This is a genomic window from Stella humosa, assembly GCF_006738645.1.
Lineage (GTDB): Bacteria > Pseudomonadota > Alphaproteobacteria > ATCC43930 > Allostellaceae > Allostella > Allostella humosa.
The window spans coordinates 1,938,727-1,955,499 of the sequence record NZ_AP019700.1 but is presented as its reverse complement, the minus strand read 5'-3'; the positions used below and the strand labels follow the sequence as shown (position 1 = coordinate 1,955,499).

The window sequence follows — 16,773 nt, the reverse complement described above, 5'->3', positions numbered from 1 at the left end:
CGCAAGCAAAGCCGCGCCCGCAGCGCGGCTTTGCCCTATTGTCGATCCGCTCACGCTGGGGGGATAGCGGCGGATGGACCACGCCTTTTTGATCGACAATATCGTCCGCGCGCACTGGTTCATCGCGCTCGACCTGCTGGGGACGATCGCCTTTGCGCTCTCCGGCATCACCATCGCCCGGTCGGAGGGCTATTCGCTGATCGGCGCCTTCGTGCTGGCCGCCCTGCCCGCCATCGGCGGCGGTCTGGTGATGGACCTGATTGCGGGCCGGGCGCCGGTCGGCATCATCGACCAGCCCACCTACATGATCTCGATCATCGTCGTCGTCGTCACCGCCAAGCTGGTGATGGCGTTCATCGACCTGGCGCGCGGGCGATTCCTGTTCTTCTTCGACCTCGCCTACCTCTATGTCCGGGCGCAGCAGACGATGACGACCCGTACGCTGCTGGTGCTGTTCGATTCGATCGGGCTCGCCAGCTTCACCGTCACCGGCGTGCTGACCGCGATCCAGTTCAACTGCCGGCCGCTCGTCGTCTGGGGCCCTGCCTTCGCGGTGCTGAACGCCGCCTTCGGCACGGTGCTGCGCGACGTCTTTCGCGCCGACGCCGGCAACCCGGTGATGAAGGGCAGCTTCTATGCCGAGATCGCGGCTATGTGGGGCCTGGTCCTGGTCCTGGGGCTGACCTGGCTGCCGCCCGAGGTCGACGTCTGGATCATCACGGCAACCCTGGTCGGCACCTCGGTCATGCGCATGGTGCTGTACAAGAAAGGCATTCGCGCACCGATGTTCTGAGCCGCGCGAATTGGCGCAGACATGTCCTCCGATCACTGTAGGGTTGCGACGGAGGAGGATCCCCTATGCCCGAAACCATGATCGATCTCGCGGCCCTGCGCCGCGAGCTGGCCGACAAGCCGCTGGTGGCCCATGAGCGTGCCGACCTCGCCGTCGATGGCGGCCGGCTGAAGACCCGGCCGTCCGCGCAGGTCGGCAAGATCCCCGCCGCCGCCCCGCCCTGAGCATGTCCCCGCCGGCCCGCCCGGCCGGCGCCTGCTACAGGCTGGCCGGTTCCGGCGTTTTCCAGCTCGCGGCATAGTCCGCCTGCGGGATACGCCCCGGCCGCGCCGGCAGGGCCTTGAACCACCGTTCCTCCGCCGCGTCCGCCTCGGCCCAGCACTGGCCGACGACGGCGGCGGCCTCGCCGGCAGCAGGTGCTGGCCCAAGGGCGGCGATGCGAGCCGCGAAGCCGGCCTCCAGCGCATCCCGCTCCGGCCCGATCTCGGCCAGGATGCCGGCATGGTCGCCCAGCATCGCAGCGCGGTGGAACCGCTCGTGCCGCCACCACAGGCTGGCCGCGCCTTCGCGGTCGGTATCGTCGCGGTCGGTCGGCCGCCGGCCCTGTGTCGGCAAGCCGGCCACCAGCAGCACCGGCTTGAAGATCGACAGGCACGGCGCCGACGTCCCCGTCACCCAATAGATGCCGGGCCGCCCCGGATGCAGTTCGGCCACCATGGATCCGACGCTCTGCCCGCGACGGACGCCGGCTCCGGCATGCATGCAGATCGCCCGCGTGGTCGACCGGTCGGGGTGCCAGCCGGCGACCCCGTCGGCCTCCGCCCCATGGTCGCGCAAGGCCGCCATCATGTCGGCGATGCCGAGCGCCCCCGCCCGCCGGCCGAGCAGTTCGGCCGCCCGGGCGCAGCGCAGCCGGCCGCGCGTCACCGCATCGCGCTCGCGGTCCATGTAGGCCTCGGCCAGGTCGAGGTCGCCCGCATCGGTGCACCAGCCCTGGGCGCGGGCATGCTCGACCAGGCCGCCGCCGGCCCGCGCGATCGCCCCGCGGCCGATCGACAGCACGTTGGAGATGGCGCGGATCGGCGGGCAGCGCTCGACCGCCCACATCCGCCCGATCGTCTCCAGCACGAACGCCTCACGGGCGTCGGCGATCAGGAAGGAATTGTCATAGAGGTTCTCGACCCTGAGGCCGCAATTGCCGCCCTGCCCGAACTGTTCCAGCAGCGTGGTGATGACCGTCACCGCCTCCGCCGCGCTGGCCGCGCGCTCCAGGCCAAGCCGCAGCAAGTCCATGCCGATCAGCGCTGGGGTGCGTGCCGCCGGGATCGTCGCAAACACCGCCTCGTTGCCGATGACGACGCCATGCTCGTTGGCGCCCATCTCGGCCCCCCAGATCCAGCAGGGCCGGCTCAGCAGGACCGCGTGGGTGCGAGGCGCCTGGGGGATGTCGATATACGTACAGCGCAGGGTGGCACCCTCGGGATGGGTGGCGGCCGGCAGCAGTTCCACGAACTGCGCCTCGTCGCGCTCGCGGTCGCTGTTCTTGGCGAACAGCACCGCCCCGCCGGCCGTCGCCGGCGGCAGGGCCACCATCGTGTCGCACATCTCGCCACCCTCCTTCGCGTCGCCTGCCCTTCGCGTCGCCCGCATCCAGGTGGGGGGATCCTAACCGAAGGCGCCCACCTCGTGGGTGACGGCGATGGCGATTTCGCGCACGAGCGCGAACAGGCGGGCCATCGGCTGGAAGATCTCCGCATGCTCGCGGGCATAGGCGCCGGCCTGGCGCGGGGCGGCCGGCTCGCCATAGTCGCGCGCGGCGGCCGGGTCGGCGGCATCGGGAAAGATTTCGGCCAGCAGGGCCAGGGCCGACGGCACCTCCAGCCGCAGGATGGCGGCCACCAGTACCTGCCGGGTGACGCCATGGCGCGGCGAGAACTCCGGGATCTCGGCCGCCAGCAGCCAGATGCGATGGATCAACGCCAGGCGGATGGCATGCAGCAGCACCTCGCGCGTGGCCATGCCGGGTGCATCCGGCCAGGCCCCGCGCAACGACAGGTGATCGGCCTGGACGCGGCGGAACATCGACTGCACCTCGGCCCACAGGCCCAGCCCCTCCAGCGCGCGGGCGACGGCGACCAGCCCCTCGCGCCGGCCGGGCCGCGTGGTGTGCTGGGCGCGGTCGAGCCATGTGCCGGGGTCGAGCGTGGCCGTCACCGCGCGCAGCACCTCGATGTCGGAATGGGCCAGCGCGTGCTGGGCCAGGTCCATGGCCCGCTGGAAGCGGCGGCTGTTGCGGCGCAGATGGTCGAACGTCTCGGGCTGGCGCTGGGCGGCCGCACCCAGGCCATGCAGCGTGTTGGCGCACCAGCCGAGCTGCTGCAGGATCGCGTTGTTGGGGATGGCGCGCAGGTCGCGCGGATGGCGGATGCGCTGGGCCACCCCCATGCCGTCGGTCTGGCGGGCCGCCGGGCGCGATCCGGTGGCATCCAGCAGGGACGGGCCGAAGGCGCCCAGCAAGGCGGCATAGCCCGGGTCCTCGACCAGCCCCTCCATGCCGGCGCGCACGGTCGCGAAGAAATCCGCCACGAAATCGGTATCGGCATAGATCGGGTCCTCGATCGGACCGGCGGCGGGATGGAAGGCATGCTCGGCGATGCGCGCGACCACCGCCAGCGCCAGGTCGGGGGTGCCGAACAGCAGGTAGCCGTCGCCCCCCTGGAAGGCGCTTTCCTCGCGCACCGGCAGCGACGCCCGGTTCAGCGCCTGACGCGAGGCGGTCGGCGACAGGTATTTCAGCCGATCGGCGAGCGAGCCCGGATGGGCGCCGCGGCCGATGCTTTCGCCGTGCGTGTCGAACAGCACCACCTCGACCCCGCGCACGCCGTGGCGTTCCAGCATGTCGGCGATCTTCAGCCGCAGCCGCTCGATCATGTTGGAAGCGGCAAGCTGGCCGACATAGCGGCCGGAATCGGAATAACCGAACTGCAGCGCCAGCCGGCCCGTAGCCTCCAGATAAGCGCGGTAGTGGCGGCTGCGCAGGGCCTCGTCCAGCACGCGGGCGCCCTGCTCCAGCGCCTCGGCGGTCTCGAACAGCGGGCTGATCTCGATCTGCCGCTCGACCCCGAACAGCCGCGCCAACCACAGGGCGGCCAGCAGGGTGTAGCCGCTCTCGGTCTCGGCGATCAGGAAGCGGATCGGCGTGGCGCCGTCGATGTGCTTGACGATCTGCGCCACGGTCATCATCAGGCGCGCGGCCGACGCCTGCTCGGCAATCAGCCCGCCGAAGTCGACGGGGCCAGGCTCCACCGTGTCGAGTGCCGTGTTGATCGCCGTCAGCAAGGCGCGGCGGTGGGCCGGGTCCTCGACGAAATCGACGATGCCGAGGCGCTGGCGGACGACATTGTGGAGCTGGGCGGCGTTCAGCCGCACATGGGTGTGGGCCAGAGACAGGCCGTGCGCCACCAGCCCGGCGCGGGCCACGGCCAGCGCCAGCCGGCCCGCTTCGTCGGCCCCGTCGATCGCGGCCTGGAACAAGGTCAGCAGCGGCTCCGGCGTCACCAGCGCCTCGTCGCGGCCGGTCACGATCGCACGAGCAAAGGCGGCGACGCCTTCCGGCTCCGGCCCGGTCGGGCACAGCGCGATCTGGCCCTCCACGCGGCCAATCGCGGCCGCCACCCTGGCCGCCAGCCCGGCCGCTGATGGGATGGCCAGCACCTGGCCTTGCAGGCGCACCAGTTGCAGCCGCTTCATGCGCAGGCGCAGGCGCAGCGTGTCCCACCAGCCGATATCGGTGCGCCCGTCCGTGTCGTAGCCGACCCAACTCGACAGGATCAGCGGCCGCGGCACCAGGTCGGACCAGCGCTCCGGCCAGGAGGCACGGGCGGCACCCAGCAGCCTTGCGTTCAGCCGGTCCAGCGCGTCGCGCCCATGGGCGATGGCATCGACGGCGCGGGCGAACTCGTCCTCCAGAGTCGGCGGGTCGGGGCGGTGCGACAGGGCCGGACGCGGCACGCCGCCGCCGGCCGCGAGCGCCAGGTCGCGCGCGACGTCGGCCCGCAGCGAAAAGGTCGGGTGCGCGGTGAAAACCACGGCATAGCGTGGCCGCTCGACCGACTGGCGGAAACGTGCCCAGGGCACCGGGCTGTCGTCGGGATCGGGCCGCAGCACGTGGCGAGCGACCCGGTCCAGGGCGGCCTCGTTGACCGCCGGGTCGAGCCCGCCGACATAGCGGGCGATGCGGCCGGCCCGGTCGGCGAAGGCGACGTCGCGCAGATGGCGGACCAGGGCTTCGAGCGTCGCGGCATCGAGCCGGCCCTGATCCATCTCGCGGGTGATGGCGAGCGCGATCGACAGGACGGGCTTGCCGAACGGGTCGCGGGCGCCGCGCTCAATCGTCTCGGCCGTCAGCGCCAGCAGGCTGCGGGCGTGCCCGGCGAAATCCTCGTTCTCATGGGCGACACTGTTCAACGCAACGGGCCCTCCCGCCGCCGTCGCAGCAGGAAGCGTGCCATGCAGCCCGTCGTCAACCAGGCGCCCGGTTCGTGAAATAGGCGTTGCCGAGGCCCGTGCCGATGGTCAGCACGCCCCAGCCCTCGACATCCTGCATGAACGGCGCCTGGCTCAGCCCCTGGACGACGGCATCGTTGTGCATGATGACCATGGTCTCGTGGTCGCCGATCTCCGGGATGGCCGCGCGCAGGCTGGCCGGCAGGTTGAAGCGGCTGCTTTCCCAGTTGCCGGGCAGGTTCTGCCCGCCGGTCGAAATGCCGCCGTCGGCCTCGATCTGCCCCGGGCAGCCGACGCCGATGAAGGGCGCCAGGCTTAACTTCTCCTTGGCGGCGCGCTGGATCAGCTTGTTCGTCATGTCGGCCAGGCGGGCCACGGCATCGTCGCGGCTGGGGGCCGGCTCCTCGCCGCGATGCTGCCACAGCTCGAACTTCCAGACCGCCGCCGCCGACAGGTCCTTGGCCTTCTTGCGGTTGAAGAGAACGATGCCGGCACGGATGTTGGAGCCGCCGATGTCGATGGCGACGATGCCGTCATGGCCGGCGAAGATCCAGGACGGCGCCAACTGCACGGCGCCGATCAGGCCGGCCTCGTCGGGATGGTGGCGGATCGGCACCAGCGTCACGTCGGCGCCGTCTCCCTTCAGCAGCACCGTGGCGCGCCCGATGGCCAGTTCGCCGATACGGCTCTGCCGCATGCCGCCGCCGACGACGATCCGTTCGGCCGATTTCCAACCCTTGCGCCGGCGAAAGCGGCGAACGACACCGGCCAGTTCCTGGGCGAACTCCTCGACCACGCCATGGATCAGCCCGGCCGCCTCGGGTTCGCCCTCGGCCAGGATCTCGTCCAGCTTCTTGCGGCTGATCTCCTCGGACTCGTCTTCGAGCGGATCGGCGCCGACTTCGCGAAGGCGCTCGCGCCATTCCTCCAGGATGCCGCGGAAGGCGCGGGAATTGGCGCGGTCGCCGACGAACCCCTCCTCGTCGCGCACTTCCTCGTTGTAGCTGTCGACGGTGACCGCCGGCAGGCTCTGCGCACCATGGCGGATCTCGGGATGGTCCTTGGGCTGGTCGGCCATGCGCTCCATCGTCGCTGAGTGGGATCTGGAGGCGTGGCCTCCGGCTGGGCAACGCGAGCCCGGCGGGGTCGTTCCGGTTTCATCCGATGAATTCCCGCCGGAATGCTCGCGCAGCCGATTGACCGCCTCCGCCCGATGCGATCACATGCCGACATGGGCGTGCGTCAAGATGCGCCTTGGTTCAGAAATTCGGGAGGGAACGCATGCTTGGCAAGAGGACGGCGGCGCATGTCGCCGCGGCAGCAATCGCAATCGGCCTGGCCATGACCAGCGGCGCCCAGGCGCAGCAGAAGTGGAAGGCACAAAGCCTCTACGGACCCAACACCGTGGTCCACAAGGAGTTCGAGAAGTTCGCCGAGAGGGTGAAGGTCGCGACCAAGGGCGCATTGCAGATCGAGGCGCTGCCGGTGGCCACCATCGTGCCGCAGGCCGAGGCGCTGGATGCCATCAAGGCGGGCCTGCTCGACGCAGCCGCCGGCACCATGGCCTACCAGGGCGGCAAGGAAGCGGCCGCCGCCTTCTGGGACCTGGCGGCCGGCTACGACAATCCGCTGCACCTGCTCATGTGGTATCGCATCGGCGGCGGCAACGAGATCATGAACAAGGTCGCCGCCAAGTGGGACGCGGTGTTCCTCGGCCCAGTCATCCTCGGCCTGGAATCGATCCCGTCGAAGAAGCCGATCCGCTCGATCGAGGACTTCAAGGGCGTGAAGATGCGCTCGCCCGACGGCATCCCGGCCGAGATCTTCGCCAAACTCGGCGCGTCGGTGTCGGTCATGCCGGGCACGGAGGTCTATACCGCGCTCGACACCGGCAAGATCGAGGCGACCGACTGGGGCACGCTGTCGGTCAATGACGAGGCCGGCTACAACCGGATCGCGCCCTACGCCATCTATCCCGGCATCCACTCCCTGAATGCGATGGATTTCGTCATCCGCCGCAGCAAGTGGAACGCGCTGTCGGCCGAGCACAAGGCCGCCGTCACGTCTGCCGTCGACGAGTGGAGCCTGGCAACGTGGATGAGCCAGGAGCATGCCGACCGCCTTGCCGCCGCCAAGCGCAAGCCGGAAACGCTGATCACCTGGGGCGAGAAGGAAAAGGCCGACCTGCGCAAGGTCGCCCGCGGCGTGTGGGAGAGCTGGTCCAAGAAGAGCCCGCTCGCCACCGAAATCTACCAGAGCCAGGTCAAGTTCCTGGAGTCGATCGGCAAACTCTAGCCGCTCCGAGCTGATTCCATGACCGGGATGGGTGCCGCCATGCGTGGTGCCCATCCCCACTCTCCAAGCGTCGTCTGTCGCAACCGGCGGCCGAGTGCAGGAAGCATGACCCCATGACGGAAGCCGTTGCCGTTCCCGACGTCGCGCCCAAGAACGCCGTCGACCGGATCGTGGTTCAGATATCCAAGGTCCTGAGCCTTACCTACGCGCTGTCGATCATCGTCACGATCTATGATGTCGGCAACGACCTGATGGGCAGCCCGACCATCTGGGTCTACGACGTCGTCACCACGGCCATCGCCGTCGCCTTCCTGATCGGCGGCTCGTATGCGATGCAGCGGCGCGAGCATATCCAGATCACCGCGATCTACGACAATTACTCGCCACGCGCCAAGCTGCTCTGCGATGCCATGGCCTATGCCGGCATCCTCATCTATTTCTTCGTCTTCGCTTGGCTGTCGTGGCGGCTGGCCCGCGATTCCGTGATGGACTGGGAGGTCGGCGGCTCGGCCTGGGCGCAGCCGACCCCGGTCATCGTCAAGGTGTCGATGCTGCTCGGCAGCGTCCTCCTGATCCTGCAATGCTTCGTCAATTTGCGCACGATCCTGCGCATGCTGGGCGGCATACCGCCCGTGGTGCTGGCCACGTTCGCTGCGGCACTCGCCTTTGCCATCTATCTCACCGCGATGCTGGCGACCGACGGGCAGCTCGCTTGGTTCCAGCCGCTGACCTGGCTGTCGGGCGGCGACTTCTCGCCCAGCATCACGACGATCTCGCTGCTGATGCTGGCCGGCTTCGTCATCCTGATCTTCGGCCTCGGCATGCCGATCGGCTTTGCCACCGGCCTGATCGCGGTCATCTTCTGCGTCGCCTTCCGCGACATCGACGCCCTCTCGATCATCACCTTCCGCACCTACGGCTACGTCAATTCCTACGTCCTGCTGTCGGTGCCGATGTTCCTGCTGATGGCGGCCATCCTCGACAAGTCGGGCGTCGCCCATGACCTCTACGACGCGCTGAAGATCTGGTCGGGCAAGATACCGGGCGGCGTCGGCGTGATGACCCTGATCGCTGCCTCCATCATGGCGGCCATGACCGGCATCATCGGCGGCGAGGTGATCCTGCTGGGGCTGGTGGCGCTGCCGCAGATGCTGCGGCTGGGCTACGACTCGAAGCTCGCCATCGGCATCGTCTGTGCCGGCGGATCGCTCGGCGTGATGATCCCGCCCAGCCTTGTGCTCGTCTTCTACGGCCTGACGACCTCGGTCTCGATCGGCGACCTCTTCATCGCCTCGACCATCCCGGGGCTGATGATGGCCGGCATCTACATGGCCTACGTCCTGATCCGCTGCGCCATCAACCCCAAGCTGGGGCCGCCGGCCCCGCCCGAGATCTACAACATCCCGCTCTCGGCCAAGTTCGCGGCACTGAAGAAGGTGATCCTGCCGCTCTTCATCATCTTCTCGGTGCTGGGCAGCATCTATTCCGGCCTGTCCTCGGTCAGCGAGGCAGCCGCACTCGGCGTCGCCGGCGTCATCATCGCGGCCGGGCTGCGCGGCACGCTCGGCTGGGCCATGCTGCGGGATTCGCTCTACACGACCATGTCCACCTGCGGTCTGCTGATCTGGCTGACGATCGGCGCCAATGCCATGGTCGGCGTCTACAACCTGCTGGGCGGCATCGCCTACCTGAAGGCGATCATGACCGGGCTGCCGCTCGACCCGATCGGCGTCATCCTGGTGATGATGGTGATCCTGCTGATCCTCGGTTGCTTCATGGACTGGTTCTCCATCATGCTGCTGACGATGCCGGTCTTCGCCCCCACGGTGCAGGCGCTGGGCTACGATCTGGTCTGGTTCGGGGTGCTGTTCAACATCGTCATGCAGGTGGGCTACCTGTCGCCGCCCTTCGGGCAGGCCGCCTTCTACCTGAAATCGGTGACACCGCCCGAGATAACGCTGAACCACATCTTCCTGTCCCTGCTGCCGTTCATGGGGTTGCAGGTGATTTCGCTGGCCATCGTCCTGTTCTTCCCCGAGGTGGCGATGTGGCTGCCGCGCGTGCTGGGCTGACGCGATGACGACGACGAAAACCATTCCCCACGACCGCCTGCGCGCGGTCGTGGGGGACATCTTCCGCGCCGGGGGCTGCGAGGCGGCCGAGGCGCGGGACATCGCCGACCATCTGGTCGATGCCAACCTGGCCGGGCATGATTCGCACGGCGCCATTCGCGTGGCGAAATATATCGACTGGCAGCAGCGCGGCATGGTCCTGCCCAACCGCCGTCTGGAGACGCTGCGCGACGACGGCATGCTGCTGATGCTGGATGGCGGCTTCGGCTATGGCCAGTCGCTGGGCCTGCAAGCCATGGCCGCCGCCATTGAGCGGGCGCGCACGGCCGGTGTCGTCGTCATGGCCCTGCGCAATGTCGGCCATCTCGGCCGCATCGGCGCCTGGGCCGAGATGGCAACGGCAGCAGGCCTGCTGTCGGTCCATTTCGTCAATACGTCGGGCTTCGGCACGCTGGTCGCCCCCCATGGCGGCAGCGACCGGCGGCTGTCGGCCAACCCGATCGCGGCCGGCGTGCCGATGCCGGACGGCGCGCCGATGATCCTCGACATGTCGACCTGCGTCATCGCCGAGGGCAAGATCCAGGTCGCCCGCAACAAGGGCGTGGCGTTGCCGGCCGGCGCGGTGCTGGACGGCCACGGACAGCCCACGCGCGATGCCGAGGCCTTCTATGCCGAACCGGTGGGCGCCATCCTGCCGATCGCCGCCCACAAGGGGTCGGGCCTGTCGATCCTGTGCGAGGTGCTGGCGGGCGCGCTGACCGGCGGCGGCTCCAGCCACCCCGACAACCCGAGCGCCGGGCGCCTGGTCAACAACATGCTGACCATCCTGATCGATGCCGAAAGCCTGTCCGGCCGCGCCGCCTTCGCCGCCGACGTGGCCCGCCTGAAGGATTGGGTGAAGGCGTCGCCGCCGCTGGAGGCGGGCGGCGACGTGCTGGTGCCGGGCGAACCGGAACGGCGCACGCGCCAGGCCCGCCTGGCAGGGGGTGTCCCGCTAGACCCCGCCACCCGCCAGCAGATCGCCCAGGCGGCCGCCATGGTCGGCCTCGACCCCGCCATCGTCGAACAGGCCGCCGGCTGAAAGGAACCCAGGACATGCGCGAGAACCCCGTCCGCACCAAGATCGCCCGCGGCGAGCCCGTCTTCGGCCATATGGCGTTCGAGTTCTTCACCCCCGGCCTGTGCCAGATCCTGGCCAACGCCGGGGCGGACTTCGTGCTGTTCGATACCGAGCATAGCGGCGTCGGCGTCGAGGCGATGAAGCAGCAGGTGGCCTATGCCCGCGGCACCGGGCTGGCGCCGATGGTGCGGGTGCCGGGCTGCCACTACCACCTGATCGGGCCGATGCTGGATGCCGGCATGATGGGGCTGATGGTACCGATGGTGGAGACGGCCGAGCAGGCCGCCCGCATCGCGTCGTGGTGCCGCTACCGGCCGGAGGGCGTGCGCGGCTTGGCCTTCGGCATGCCGCATGACGACTACGACCTGGGCGACCACCTGGCGAAGATGAAGGCGGCCAACGACCGCATGGTGGTGATCGCGCTGATCGAGACCGCAGCGGGGCTGGAGAATGTTGACGCGATCATGGCCACGCCCGGCATCGACATCGGCTGGGTCGGCCATTTCGACCTGACCAACTCACTGGGCATCGACGGGCAGTTCGACCACCCGCTCTACAAGGCGGCGATCAAGAAGGTGGCCGACGCCTGCAAGCGGCACGGCAAGGTGGCGGGCTTCCTGTGCGGCGACGTGAAGACCGGCCGCCAGTATCTGAAGGCCGGCTTCGGGGCGCTGGCCTATGGCGTCGACAGCGTCGTCTTCCAGCAGGCGATGAAGGCCGGCATCGACGGGCTGCGGGGGGCCAAATAGCCGGAACGCGAGGCCCACTGGAAAATTGCGCCCTTATGGAGCAAACACACCTTGCCCCATATCGTTGTCCGCCAGCGGTTTGGCTAGACTCCCGGCATGGGAGACACCTACGCGATTGCGGGTCTGGAGCGGAAGCGGGCGGAGATCGTCCGCGAAATCGCCGGGGCCGAGGGCCGGCTGGCGAGCCTGCGAACCAGCCTCGTCCACATTGACGCGACGATTGCGCTGTTCGACCCGGAACGGGAGCCGCCGGGAGGCGACCCGATCCTGAAGCGGGCGCAGTCCGGCTACTTCGCCAACGGCGAGCTGCCCCGCATCGCCAGGGAGTTGATGCGCGATAACCCCGGCCAGTCCGCCATCCAGCTAACCGAGCTCTTCATGGAGCAGCGCGGCATCCCGACGACGGATCGCACGGCGCGCTATCTCATCAGAAAGAAGGTCGCGGGAGCCGTGCGGAAGGTTAGGAAGCGGCTGGCGGGGTAGCTGCTCATCCGCCCGTTCCTGCGCCGTTCCCCCGATCCAGGCGGCGCCCAGGGCCGGTATACCTGCGCTCCGCAGCATCGCCAGGGCCTCGGCCAGATGCCACCCACTGGTGGCGACGTCGTCAATGAGTAGCGTCGGCCCGTCTGGCTGGGCAGCCCACTCCAGCGGCGGCAATCGCAGGTTCTGGCGTGGGTGGCTGCTGCCCTTGACGGGCCGCACCTTGAACAGCGGCCGGAACGGCAACGACAGGCAGGCTGCTACGGCGCGCGCCAGTAACGTACTCCACGCCTCCGCCTCCCGGCTGTGCCCTGGCGCCACGCATGTCACGGTCCAGCCGATTGGCGATCCGAGAAGCCCGGATAGCTCGCCAGCTATATCGCCCGCCGCCGACGCTATGGTCCTTGGCGTCTTCGCCCGCTTCTCCGCCTTGAATGCAGCCAGGTCATCGGTTCGGCTGCTGGCCCGCCACGCGCGAACTGTGATGTAGGCAGCCCCACCCCGATGCCGCAGGGCGGGCCGCCATAGGAGCCTGTCGGCAAGGCTCGGGGGAATGTGTCGCACGCACCACGATCATTCCGCGCGGACCCCATTGCGAGCCGGTATCAGACTAAAGCGTGGGAACCCCCTCGACGTTCACCACTGGCGGTTGGTAGGGTTTGCTGCTCGCCGAGCGCGAAAAGCGCCTGGCCTTCGAGCGTGGAGGGCGAACCAATGAAGGCGATCATACTCGGACTGGCCGTCGCCATGGCCGCGCTGTCTGGCGCCGCCGACGCCGCGCCGAACTGCAAGAAGGGCAAGCCGTGCGGCGGCTCGTGCATTGCGTTTGACAAGGTGTTTCGGAAGTAGCGCTTGGCCGCCAAATCAGCGCGCGGAACGACGGAGGCTCATGGCCCGCGTCGACACCCGCATGGCAGATATGCGTTTTGCCACTTGTTGGAACTTAAGGTCTGCCTTACGTTTTGGTAGGAAACGATGATCGAGGGCTTCAAAAAAATGACCCCCGATCTCGTGTTCGTCCAGCAGACGGAAGCGCGATGGGTGGCCCTTCTTGCTAACGTGAACGACGAGTTTCTCAAGCTGGAACAGCGATGGCGTGGGCGTATTGACGCCCACTTTCGAAATTTTGGTAACCCTGATGCCAGCCTGCCGCCGACCCACTACGCCTCCGAGGGCCGCCATCCGATCGGCGGGCAGCCTCGCCAGGAAGTACAGTTGTGTGCCTTCAAGGCGTTTCAAGTCCGGCTATACGGTTCCGTTCTCTCGTTTAAAGAAGGCGGGAAGACAAGGGCCACTTTTGTGGGATTGCACCTGATAACTGATAAGAAAAAAACAAAAGCCGATCAAGATTTACTCAAGCGCGTTGCAAAACTATTGGAAAAGTATCGAGACTGATTGAGGTATATAAGTGCTTAGACTGGGAGCGTATGATGGTTAAGAAGATCGCTGATGACGGCGTTATCTTTGCTGAGGAGGCATTGATTGCGGATGTTCAGTTTGCGATTCACAATCTCTTGGAAATTAAAGATCTGAAGCCGGTCGACTTGGCGCGCATTTTGGGCATTACGGAGCCTCGTGTGAGTCAGATTTTTAGGGACGAGCCCACTAATTTGACGCTGCGGACGATCGCCAGAATCTTTCATGCTCTTGGTGAAGTTCCTCAGCTCACATGCCCGGCTCTGCAATCTATCATCCCCGTGAAGGGCGATGGTCGGACGCAGAGGGAGCGGTTTGCACCTGGTGAAGCGATCACGCAGGCTTACTCGCCGAAGGGCGGTCAGGAATGGGAGGGTTTCGATAGCGAGGCTAACGACAATGCGTTCGGGGGGCAGCTTGCCGCCTAAGAACTCGGAAGCGCCATCCCCTCAAAGCCTAATCCCGACTGAGGATAAGGCGGGGGATGGCGCTGCGTTTGCGACCGAAGAATACAACGAAGTCGCACGCTCAGCCAAGTTGAGAGACATACTGCTCATCGGCTCAGAGTTCGAGGTGATCCCAGCATACTTTGAGCACAATCATGATGGGGAAATTGTGAGTAAGCTTGGCTACAACTCCACATTTACGGACTTCGATTTTGACGATGGAGTAGCAACTGGCAAGTGGATCTGGTCTGTGACTGCGCGCGCGCGGCGCAAGAAGACCCTTTCTATATTGGCGACTTATTTAGTTGCGTATGATGGTTTGGCTGGCTGCTCTCATCGCGCAGTCTTCATTTATATGAGGCGCGTTAGCCGCTTCGCTTCTTACCCTTATTTCCGCACCCACGTCAGCCACCTTAGCTGGGAGTCTGGGGCGGGCCTGCCTATTTTGCCAACGATATCCAGTTAGTCGAGCGCCCCTAAGCTGCCCGCTGCCAGTACCCCGCCCACACCCGCGACACCGGCCGATTGAGCGCCCCGGCGGCGATCATCGTGAACTGCTCGCCATTGGCGCGGCGGCGGTAGTCCTCGCGCCATGCCATTTCGCCGGCATAGCAAGCGAGGTACTGGCTGCTGAGGTGGTGGTGCTGGCCCCACTCCGCGCGGCGCAGGCGAGAGAAGTAGCTTTCCGCCTGATTGGTGCAGGCGCCGTCGTCGGAGAACGCGACCGAGTGGTTGATCCGCCGGGCGGCATAGACGGCGTGGAGATCGTCCCAAGAAGACGCCTCGTCGGCCATGATGGTCGAGCCACGGGCGACCCGATCCAGGATCGTGGGAACGGCTTGGTCCTCGCGATGGAAGACGCTGGTGGCGGTCCGGCCGCCGCGCTCCCGCATCACGACGACGACCCGGCGCTGACCGGTCTGGTTCTCGGCAAGGCGACGGTCCCGGCGATCGGCCTTCCGGTTCTCCTGGCGGAAATGACCGCCGAAGTAGGCGCCATCGACTTCCACGATGCCCGACAGGATCAATTCGTTCTGCTCGGCCATCATCGCCTCGCGCAGCTTGTGCGCCAGGACGAATGCCGACTTGTAGGAGATATCGAGATCGCGGCCGAGCTGGAGGGCCGAGATCCCCTTTACCGCGTTCGCGAAGATCGCGATGGCGAGCAGGTAATCCCGGATCGGCAGCTTGCGCGAGGCGAACAGCGTGCCCGACGTGACCGAGAACTGCTTGCCGCAGCCCTTGCACTTGAAGATGGCGCGCGTGGCGTACTCGTAGCAGGTCGTGCAGCCGCAGGCCGGGCACACCGGGTTGCCGTCATTGTTGGCCCAGCGCAGCGCCCGGAAGGTCTGGGCGGCTTCCTCGTGGCTCATCCGCGCAACCTTCGTGACGCTGAGCGTCCGGGCCTTGGCAGAGAGGAGGAAGTGCTGAGACATAGGAAGGTACCCGTTTTCAGGTCCTAGGCACTGAATATGATTACCTCTCGTCTCGTTGTCAATGGCCTAAGTATCGAATAAGATGTCATCCGCACCGCAAGCGAGGACATCATGGCAGACGCCGAGTGGAATGGCCGGGTCAAAGGCATCCTGAAGGCCGAACTGAAGCGCCGGAACCTGAGCTATCGCGATCTGTCGGAGAAGCTGGCCGCGCTGGGCATCCAGGAGAACGAGGCCAACATCAAGAACAAGATCAGCCGGGGCGGCTTCTCGGCCGTCTTCCTGGTGCAGTCGCTGGTGGCGATCGGGTGCCAGACGGTGCGGTTGGAAGACGCATAGTTCCACGCGGGATGAGTCGCGCGACGATTGAGGGGCTGCTACCGTCGCGGGATGCGACGACCTTCTCTGAAGCCGTTTATTCCATGGGTTTTGGCCGGAATCATCACGTTAGTAGTGGCGATCGGCGCGCACTTTGGGTCCTCACCAAAACTCGAGGATAGCGAGCAGCCCGACAACGCTGCTCAAACCAACCCCGAGCAAAAAAACAGCGGCGGCGGTCTCTCCATTTCCTTCTCTTGGACGAACAATTCCGTCGACGCCGAGTGGGACAAGCCAAACTGCAAAAAGCCCCGGGATCACGATGAAGCCGATCTTTGTCAGCAGCGGAGCATGGCGAAATCGGCGCGGGTCGCTTCCTTCATCGCCGACAAGCAGTTCTACGCTGGATTGGCTGGCGTCTATTTCTTGCTGATGACGCTCTACTTCGCTCGCGAGTCTGCTCTCGCGAGCCGTGAGTCCGCGAAAGCTGCGATCGACAACGTACAGTTCGCTGAGCAAGCCGCGAATGAAGCTCGGCGGTCTGCCGATACCGCCGAAAATTCGATGATTAACATCGACCGACCGTGGCTTTCTGTGCATGTCGATATCGCTGGCCCCCTCGTCATTCCTGCCGCCGACGACCGTGATATTACCCTGAGCATCATCTACCGAGCCGAGAATGTGGGGAAAACTCCTGCTGTCTATGTCAATATTAATATTGATCTCGTCGCGGGATACGCCGGGATAAGTGATGCAGAAGATGAGGCGCGGAGCAATGCAGGCGCATTCAGCATCGCTAGCCGCCTGGTCGGCGGGCGAGCATTGTTTCCGGGAGAAAAGATCGCTGGTACGAACATCCTGAAGATGCCACTTGCCGACTTTAGAGCTTTTATAAAGCAGTGGAATTCCGCAGGTTCCCATATCGACGACCATTCAGATCGCCAGTGCTTGGCGGTAACGGCACGCGTCACTTACCTTATCGCTGCTGACCCGAAATTCGTGGGGCGCTACACATTTTCTGCATGGACCCTCGCTCCGTTCGAAAACGACCGCGGCTTTACTGATTCTCCGAGACTGTACGGAGTAGATTTTCTGCAATTCTGGCCGGCCCCAAGAAGCGGGAGTATTAGCTAATGCAGATC

At 66.3% G+C, this 16,773-nt stretch carries 16 protein-coding genes; 12 read left to right on the top strand and 4 right to left on the bottom strand.

Annotated features, from left to right (window positions below; translation table 11 throughout):
* Positions 1-73 precede the first annotated feature (73 nt).
* Positions 74-793 carry a trimeric intracellular cation channel family protein gene (locus STVA_RS09175; protein WP_123688943.1) on the top strand — a complete coding sequence of 240 codons (720 nt, stop codon included), beginning with the start codon at positions 74-76 and terminating at the stop codon, positions 791-793.
* Between the two features lie 65 nt (positions 794-858).
* Positions 859-1,017, top strand: coding sequence for a hypothetical protein (locus STVA_RS27590; RefSeq protein ID WP_170221599.1), 159 nt, complete (start codon positions 859-861; stop codon positions 1,015-1,017).
* Positions 1,018-1,051: 34 nt separating this feature from the next.
* On the opposite strand, the gene STVA_RS09170 is transcribed toward STVA_RS27590, so the two are convergent.
* From STVA_RS09170 to STVA_RS09160, 3 genes are read right to left on the bottom strand one after another with little or no spacing between them, the layout of a single operon-like run.
* Positions 1,052-2,398, bottom strand: coding sequence for a C69 family dipeptidase (locus STVA_RS09170; protein WP_170216376.1), 1,347 nt, complete (start codon positions 2,396-2,398; stop codon positions 1,052-1,054).
* A gap of 60 nt (positions 2,399-2,458) precedes the next feature.
* On the bottom strand, positions 2,459-5,260 hold the full coding sequence (locus STVA_RS09165; protein ID WP_245978255.1) for a phosphoenolpyruvate carboxylase: 2,802 nt from the start codon (positions 5,258-5,260) through the stop codon (positions 2,459-2,461).
* A 55-nt stretch (positions 5,261-5,315) separates the two neighbouring features.
* Positions 5,316-6,377: an ROK family protein gene (locus tag STVA_RS09160; RefSeq protein WP_123689827.1), complete on the bottom strand. Its 1,062-nt coding sequence runs from the start codon at positions 6,375-6,377 to the stop codon at positions 5,316-5,318.
* 203 nt (positions 6,378-6,580) lie between these two features.
* Here STVA_RS09160 and dctP point away from each other — a divergent pair, with 203 nt between their 5' ends.
* The 8 genes from dctP to STVA_RS09125 all read left to right on the top strand — a co-directional run bounded on the left by dctP (position 6,581) and on the right by STVA_RS09125 (position 13,859).
* Complete coding sequence (gene dctP, locus STVA_RS09155) at positions 6,581-7,594, top strand: TRAP transporter substrate-binding protein DctP (RefSeq protein ID WP_123688945.1); 1,014 nt, start codon at positions 6,581-6,583, stop codon at positions 7,592-7,594.
* 113 nt (positions 7,595-7,707) lie between these two features.
* Positions 7,708-9,666: a TRAP transporter large permease subunit gene (locus STVA_RS09150; RefSeq protein ID WP_123688946.1), complete on the top strand. Its 1,959-nt coding sequence runs from the start codon at positions 7,708-7,710 to the stop codon at positions 9,664-9,666.
* A 4-nt stretch (positions 9,667-9,670) separates the two neighbouring features.
* Positions 9,671-10,747 carry a malate/lactate/ureidoglycolate dehydrogenase gene (locus STVA_RS09145; RefSeq protein WP_123688947.1) on the top strand — a complete coding sequence of 359 codons (1,077 nt, stop codon included), beginning with the start codon at positions 9,671-9,673 and terminating at the stop codon, positions 10,745-10,747.
* A 14-nt stretch (positions 10,748-10,761) separates the two neighbouring features.
* Complete coding sequence (locus tag STVA_RS09140) at positions 10,762-11,535, top strand: HpcH/HpaI aldolase family protein (protein ID WP_123688948.1); 774 nt, start codon at positions 10,762-10,764, stop codon at positions 11,533-11,535.
* Positions 11,536-11,631: 96 nt separating this feature from the next.
* Positions 11,632-12,018 (top strand): hypothetical protein, encoded by a 387-nt coding sequence (locus tag STVA_RS09135; RefSeq protein WP_123688949.1) that lies wholly within the window; start codon positions 11,632-11,634, stop codon positions 12,016-12,018.
* Positions 12,019-12,729: 711 nt separating this feature from the next.
* Positions 12,730-12,864 carry a hypothetical protein gene (locus STVA_RS28340; RefSeq protein ID WP_276330455.1) on the top strand — a complete coding sequence of 45 codons (135 nt, stop codon included), beginning with the start codon at positions 12,730-12,732 and terminating at the stop codon, positions 12,862-12,864.
* 126 nt (positions 12,865-12,990) lie between these two features.
* Complete coding sequence (locus STVA_RS09130; protein ID WP_142235717.1) at positions 12,991-13,410, top strand: hypothetical protein; 420 nt, start codon at positions 12,991-12,993, stop codon at positions 13,408-13,410.
* A 35-nt stretch (positions 13,411-13,445) separates the two neighbouring features.
* Positions 13,446-13,859 (top strand): helix-turn-helix domain-containing protein, encoded by a 414-nt coding sequence (locus tag STVA_RS09125; RefSeq protein ID WP_170216377.1) that lies wholly within the window; start codon positions 13,446-13,448, stop codon positions 13,857-13,859.
* 494 nt (positions 13,860-14,353) lie between these two features.
* On the opposite strand, the gene STVA_RS09120 is transcribed toward STVA_RS09125, so the two are convergent.
* A complete protein-coding gene (locus STVA_RS09120; protein ID WP_123688951.1) occupies positions 14,354-15,313 on the bottom strand; it encodes an IS1595 family transposase in 960 nt (319 codons plus the stop codon).
* A gap of 111 nt (positions 15,314-15,424) precedes the next feature.
* Between STVA_RS09120 and STVA_RS09115 the strand changes: the two genes are divergently transcribed.
* Both STVA_RS09115 and STVA_RS09110 read left to right on the top strand, forming a co-directional pair.
* Positions 15,425-15,652, top strand: coding sequence for a DUF6471 domain-containing protein (locus STVA_RS09115; RefSeq protein ID WP_123688952.1), 228 nt, complete (start codon positions 15,425-15,427; stop codon positions 15,650-15,652).
* Positions 15,653-15,766: 114 nt separating this feature from the next.
* Positions 15,767-16,765: a hypothetical protein gene (locus STVA_RS09110; RefSeq protein WP_142235716.1), complete on the top strand. Its 999-nt coding sequence runs from the start codon at positions 15,767-15,769 to the stop codon at positions 16,763-16,765.
* Positions 16,766-16,773: the final 8 nt, after the last annotated feature.

Excerpts from the sequence above, each read along its gene's own strand:
- STVA_RS09175 (WP_123688943.1), top strand. The coding sequence starts at position 74 with ATGGACCACGCCTTTTTGATCGACAATATCGTCCGCGCGCACTGGTTC.
- STVA_RS27590 (WP_170221599.1), top strand. The coding sequence starts at position 859 with ATGCCCGAAACCATGATCGATCTCGCGGCCCTGCGCCGCGAGCTGGCC.
- STVA_RS09170 (WP_170216376.1), bottom strand. The coding sequence starts at position 2,398 with ATGTGCGACACGATGGTGGCCCTGCCGCCGGCGACGGCCGGCGGGGCG.
- STVA_RS09160 (WP_123689827.1), bottom strand. The coding sequence starts at position 6,377 with ATGGCCGACCAGCCCAAGGACCATCCCGAGATCCGCCATGGTGCGCAG.
- dctP (WP_123688945.1), top strand. The coding sequence starts at position 6,581 with ATGCTTGGCAAGAGGACGGCGGCGCATGTCGCCGCGGCAGCAATCGCA.
- STVA_RS09150 (WP_123688946.1), top strand. The coding sequence starts at position 7,708 with ATGACGGAAGCCGTTGCCGTTCCCGACGTCGCGCCCAAGAACGCCGTC.
- STVA_RS09145 (WP_123688947.1), top strand. The coding sequence starts at position 9,671 with ATGACGACGACGAAAACCATTCCCCACGACCGCCTGCGCGCGGTCGTG.
- STVA_RS09140 (WP_123688948.1), top strand. The coding sequence starts at position 10,762 with ATGCGCGAGAACCCCGTCCGCACCAAGATCGCCCGCGGCGAGCCCGTC.
- STVA_RS09135 (WP_123688949.1), top strand. The coding sequence starts at position 11,632 with ATGGGAGACACCTACGCGATTGCGGGTCTGGAGCGGAAGCGGGCGGAG.
- STVA_RS28340 (WP_276330455.1), top strand. The coding sequence starts at position 12,730 with ATGAAGGCGATCATACTCGGACTGGCCGTCGCCATGGCCGCGCTGTCT.
- STVA_RS09130 (WP_142235717.1), top strand. The coding sequence starts at position 12,991 with ATGATCGAGGGCTTCAAAAAAATGACCCCCGATCTCGTGTTCGTCCAG.
- STVA_RS09125 (WP_170216377.1), top strand. The coding sequence starts at position 13,446 with ATGGTTAAGAAGATCGCTGATGACGGCGTTATCTTTGCTGAGGAGGCA.
- STVA_RS09120 (WP_123688951.1), bottom strand. The coding sequence starts at position 15,313 with ATGTCTCAGCACTTCCTCCTCTCTGCCAAGGCCCGGACGCTCAGCGTC.
- STVA_RS09115 (WP_123688952.1), top strand. The coding sequence starts at position 15,425 with ATGGCAGACGCCGAGTGGAATGGCCGGGTCAAAGGCATCCTGAAGGCC.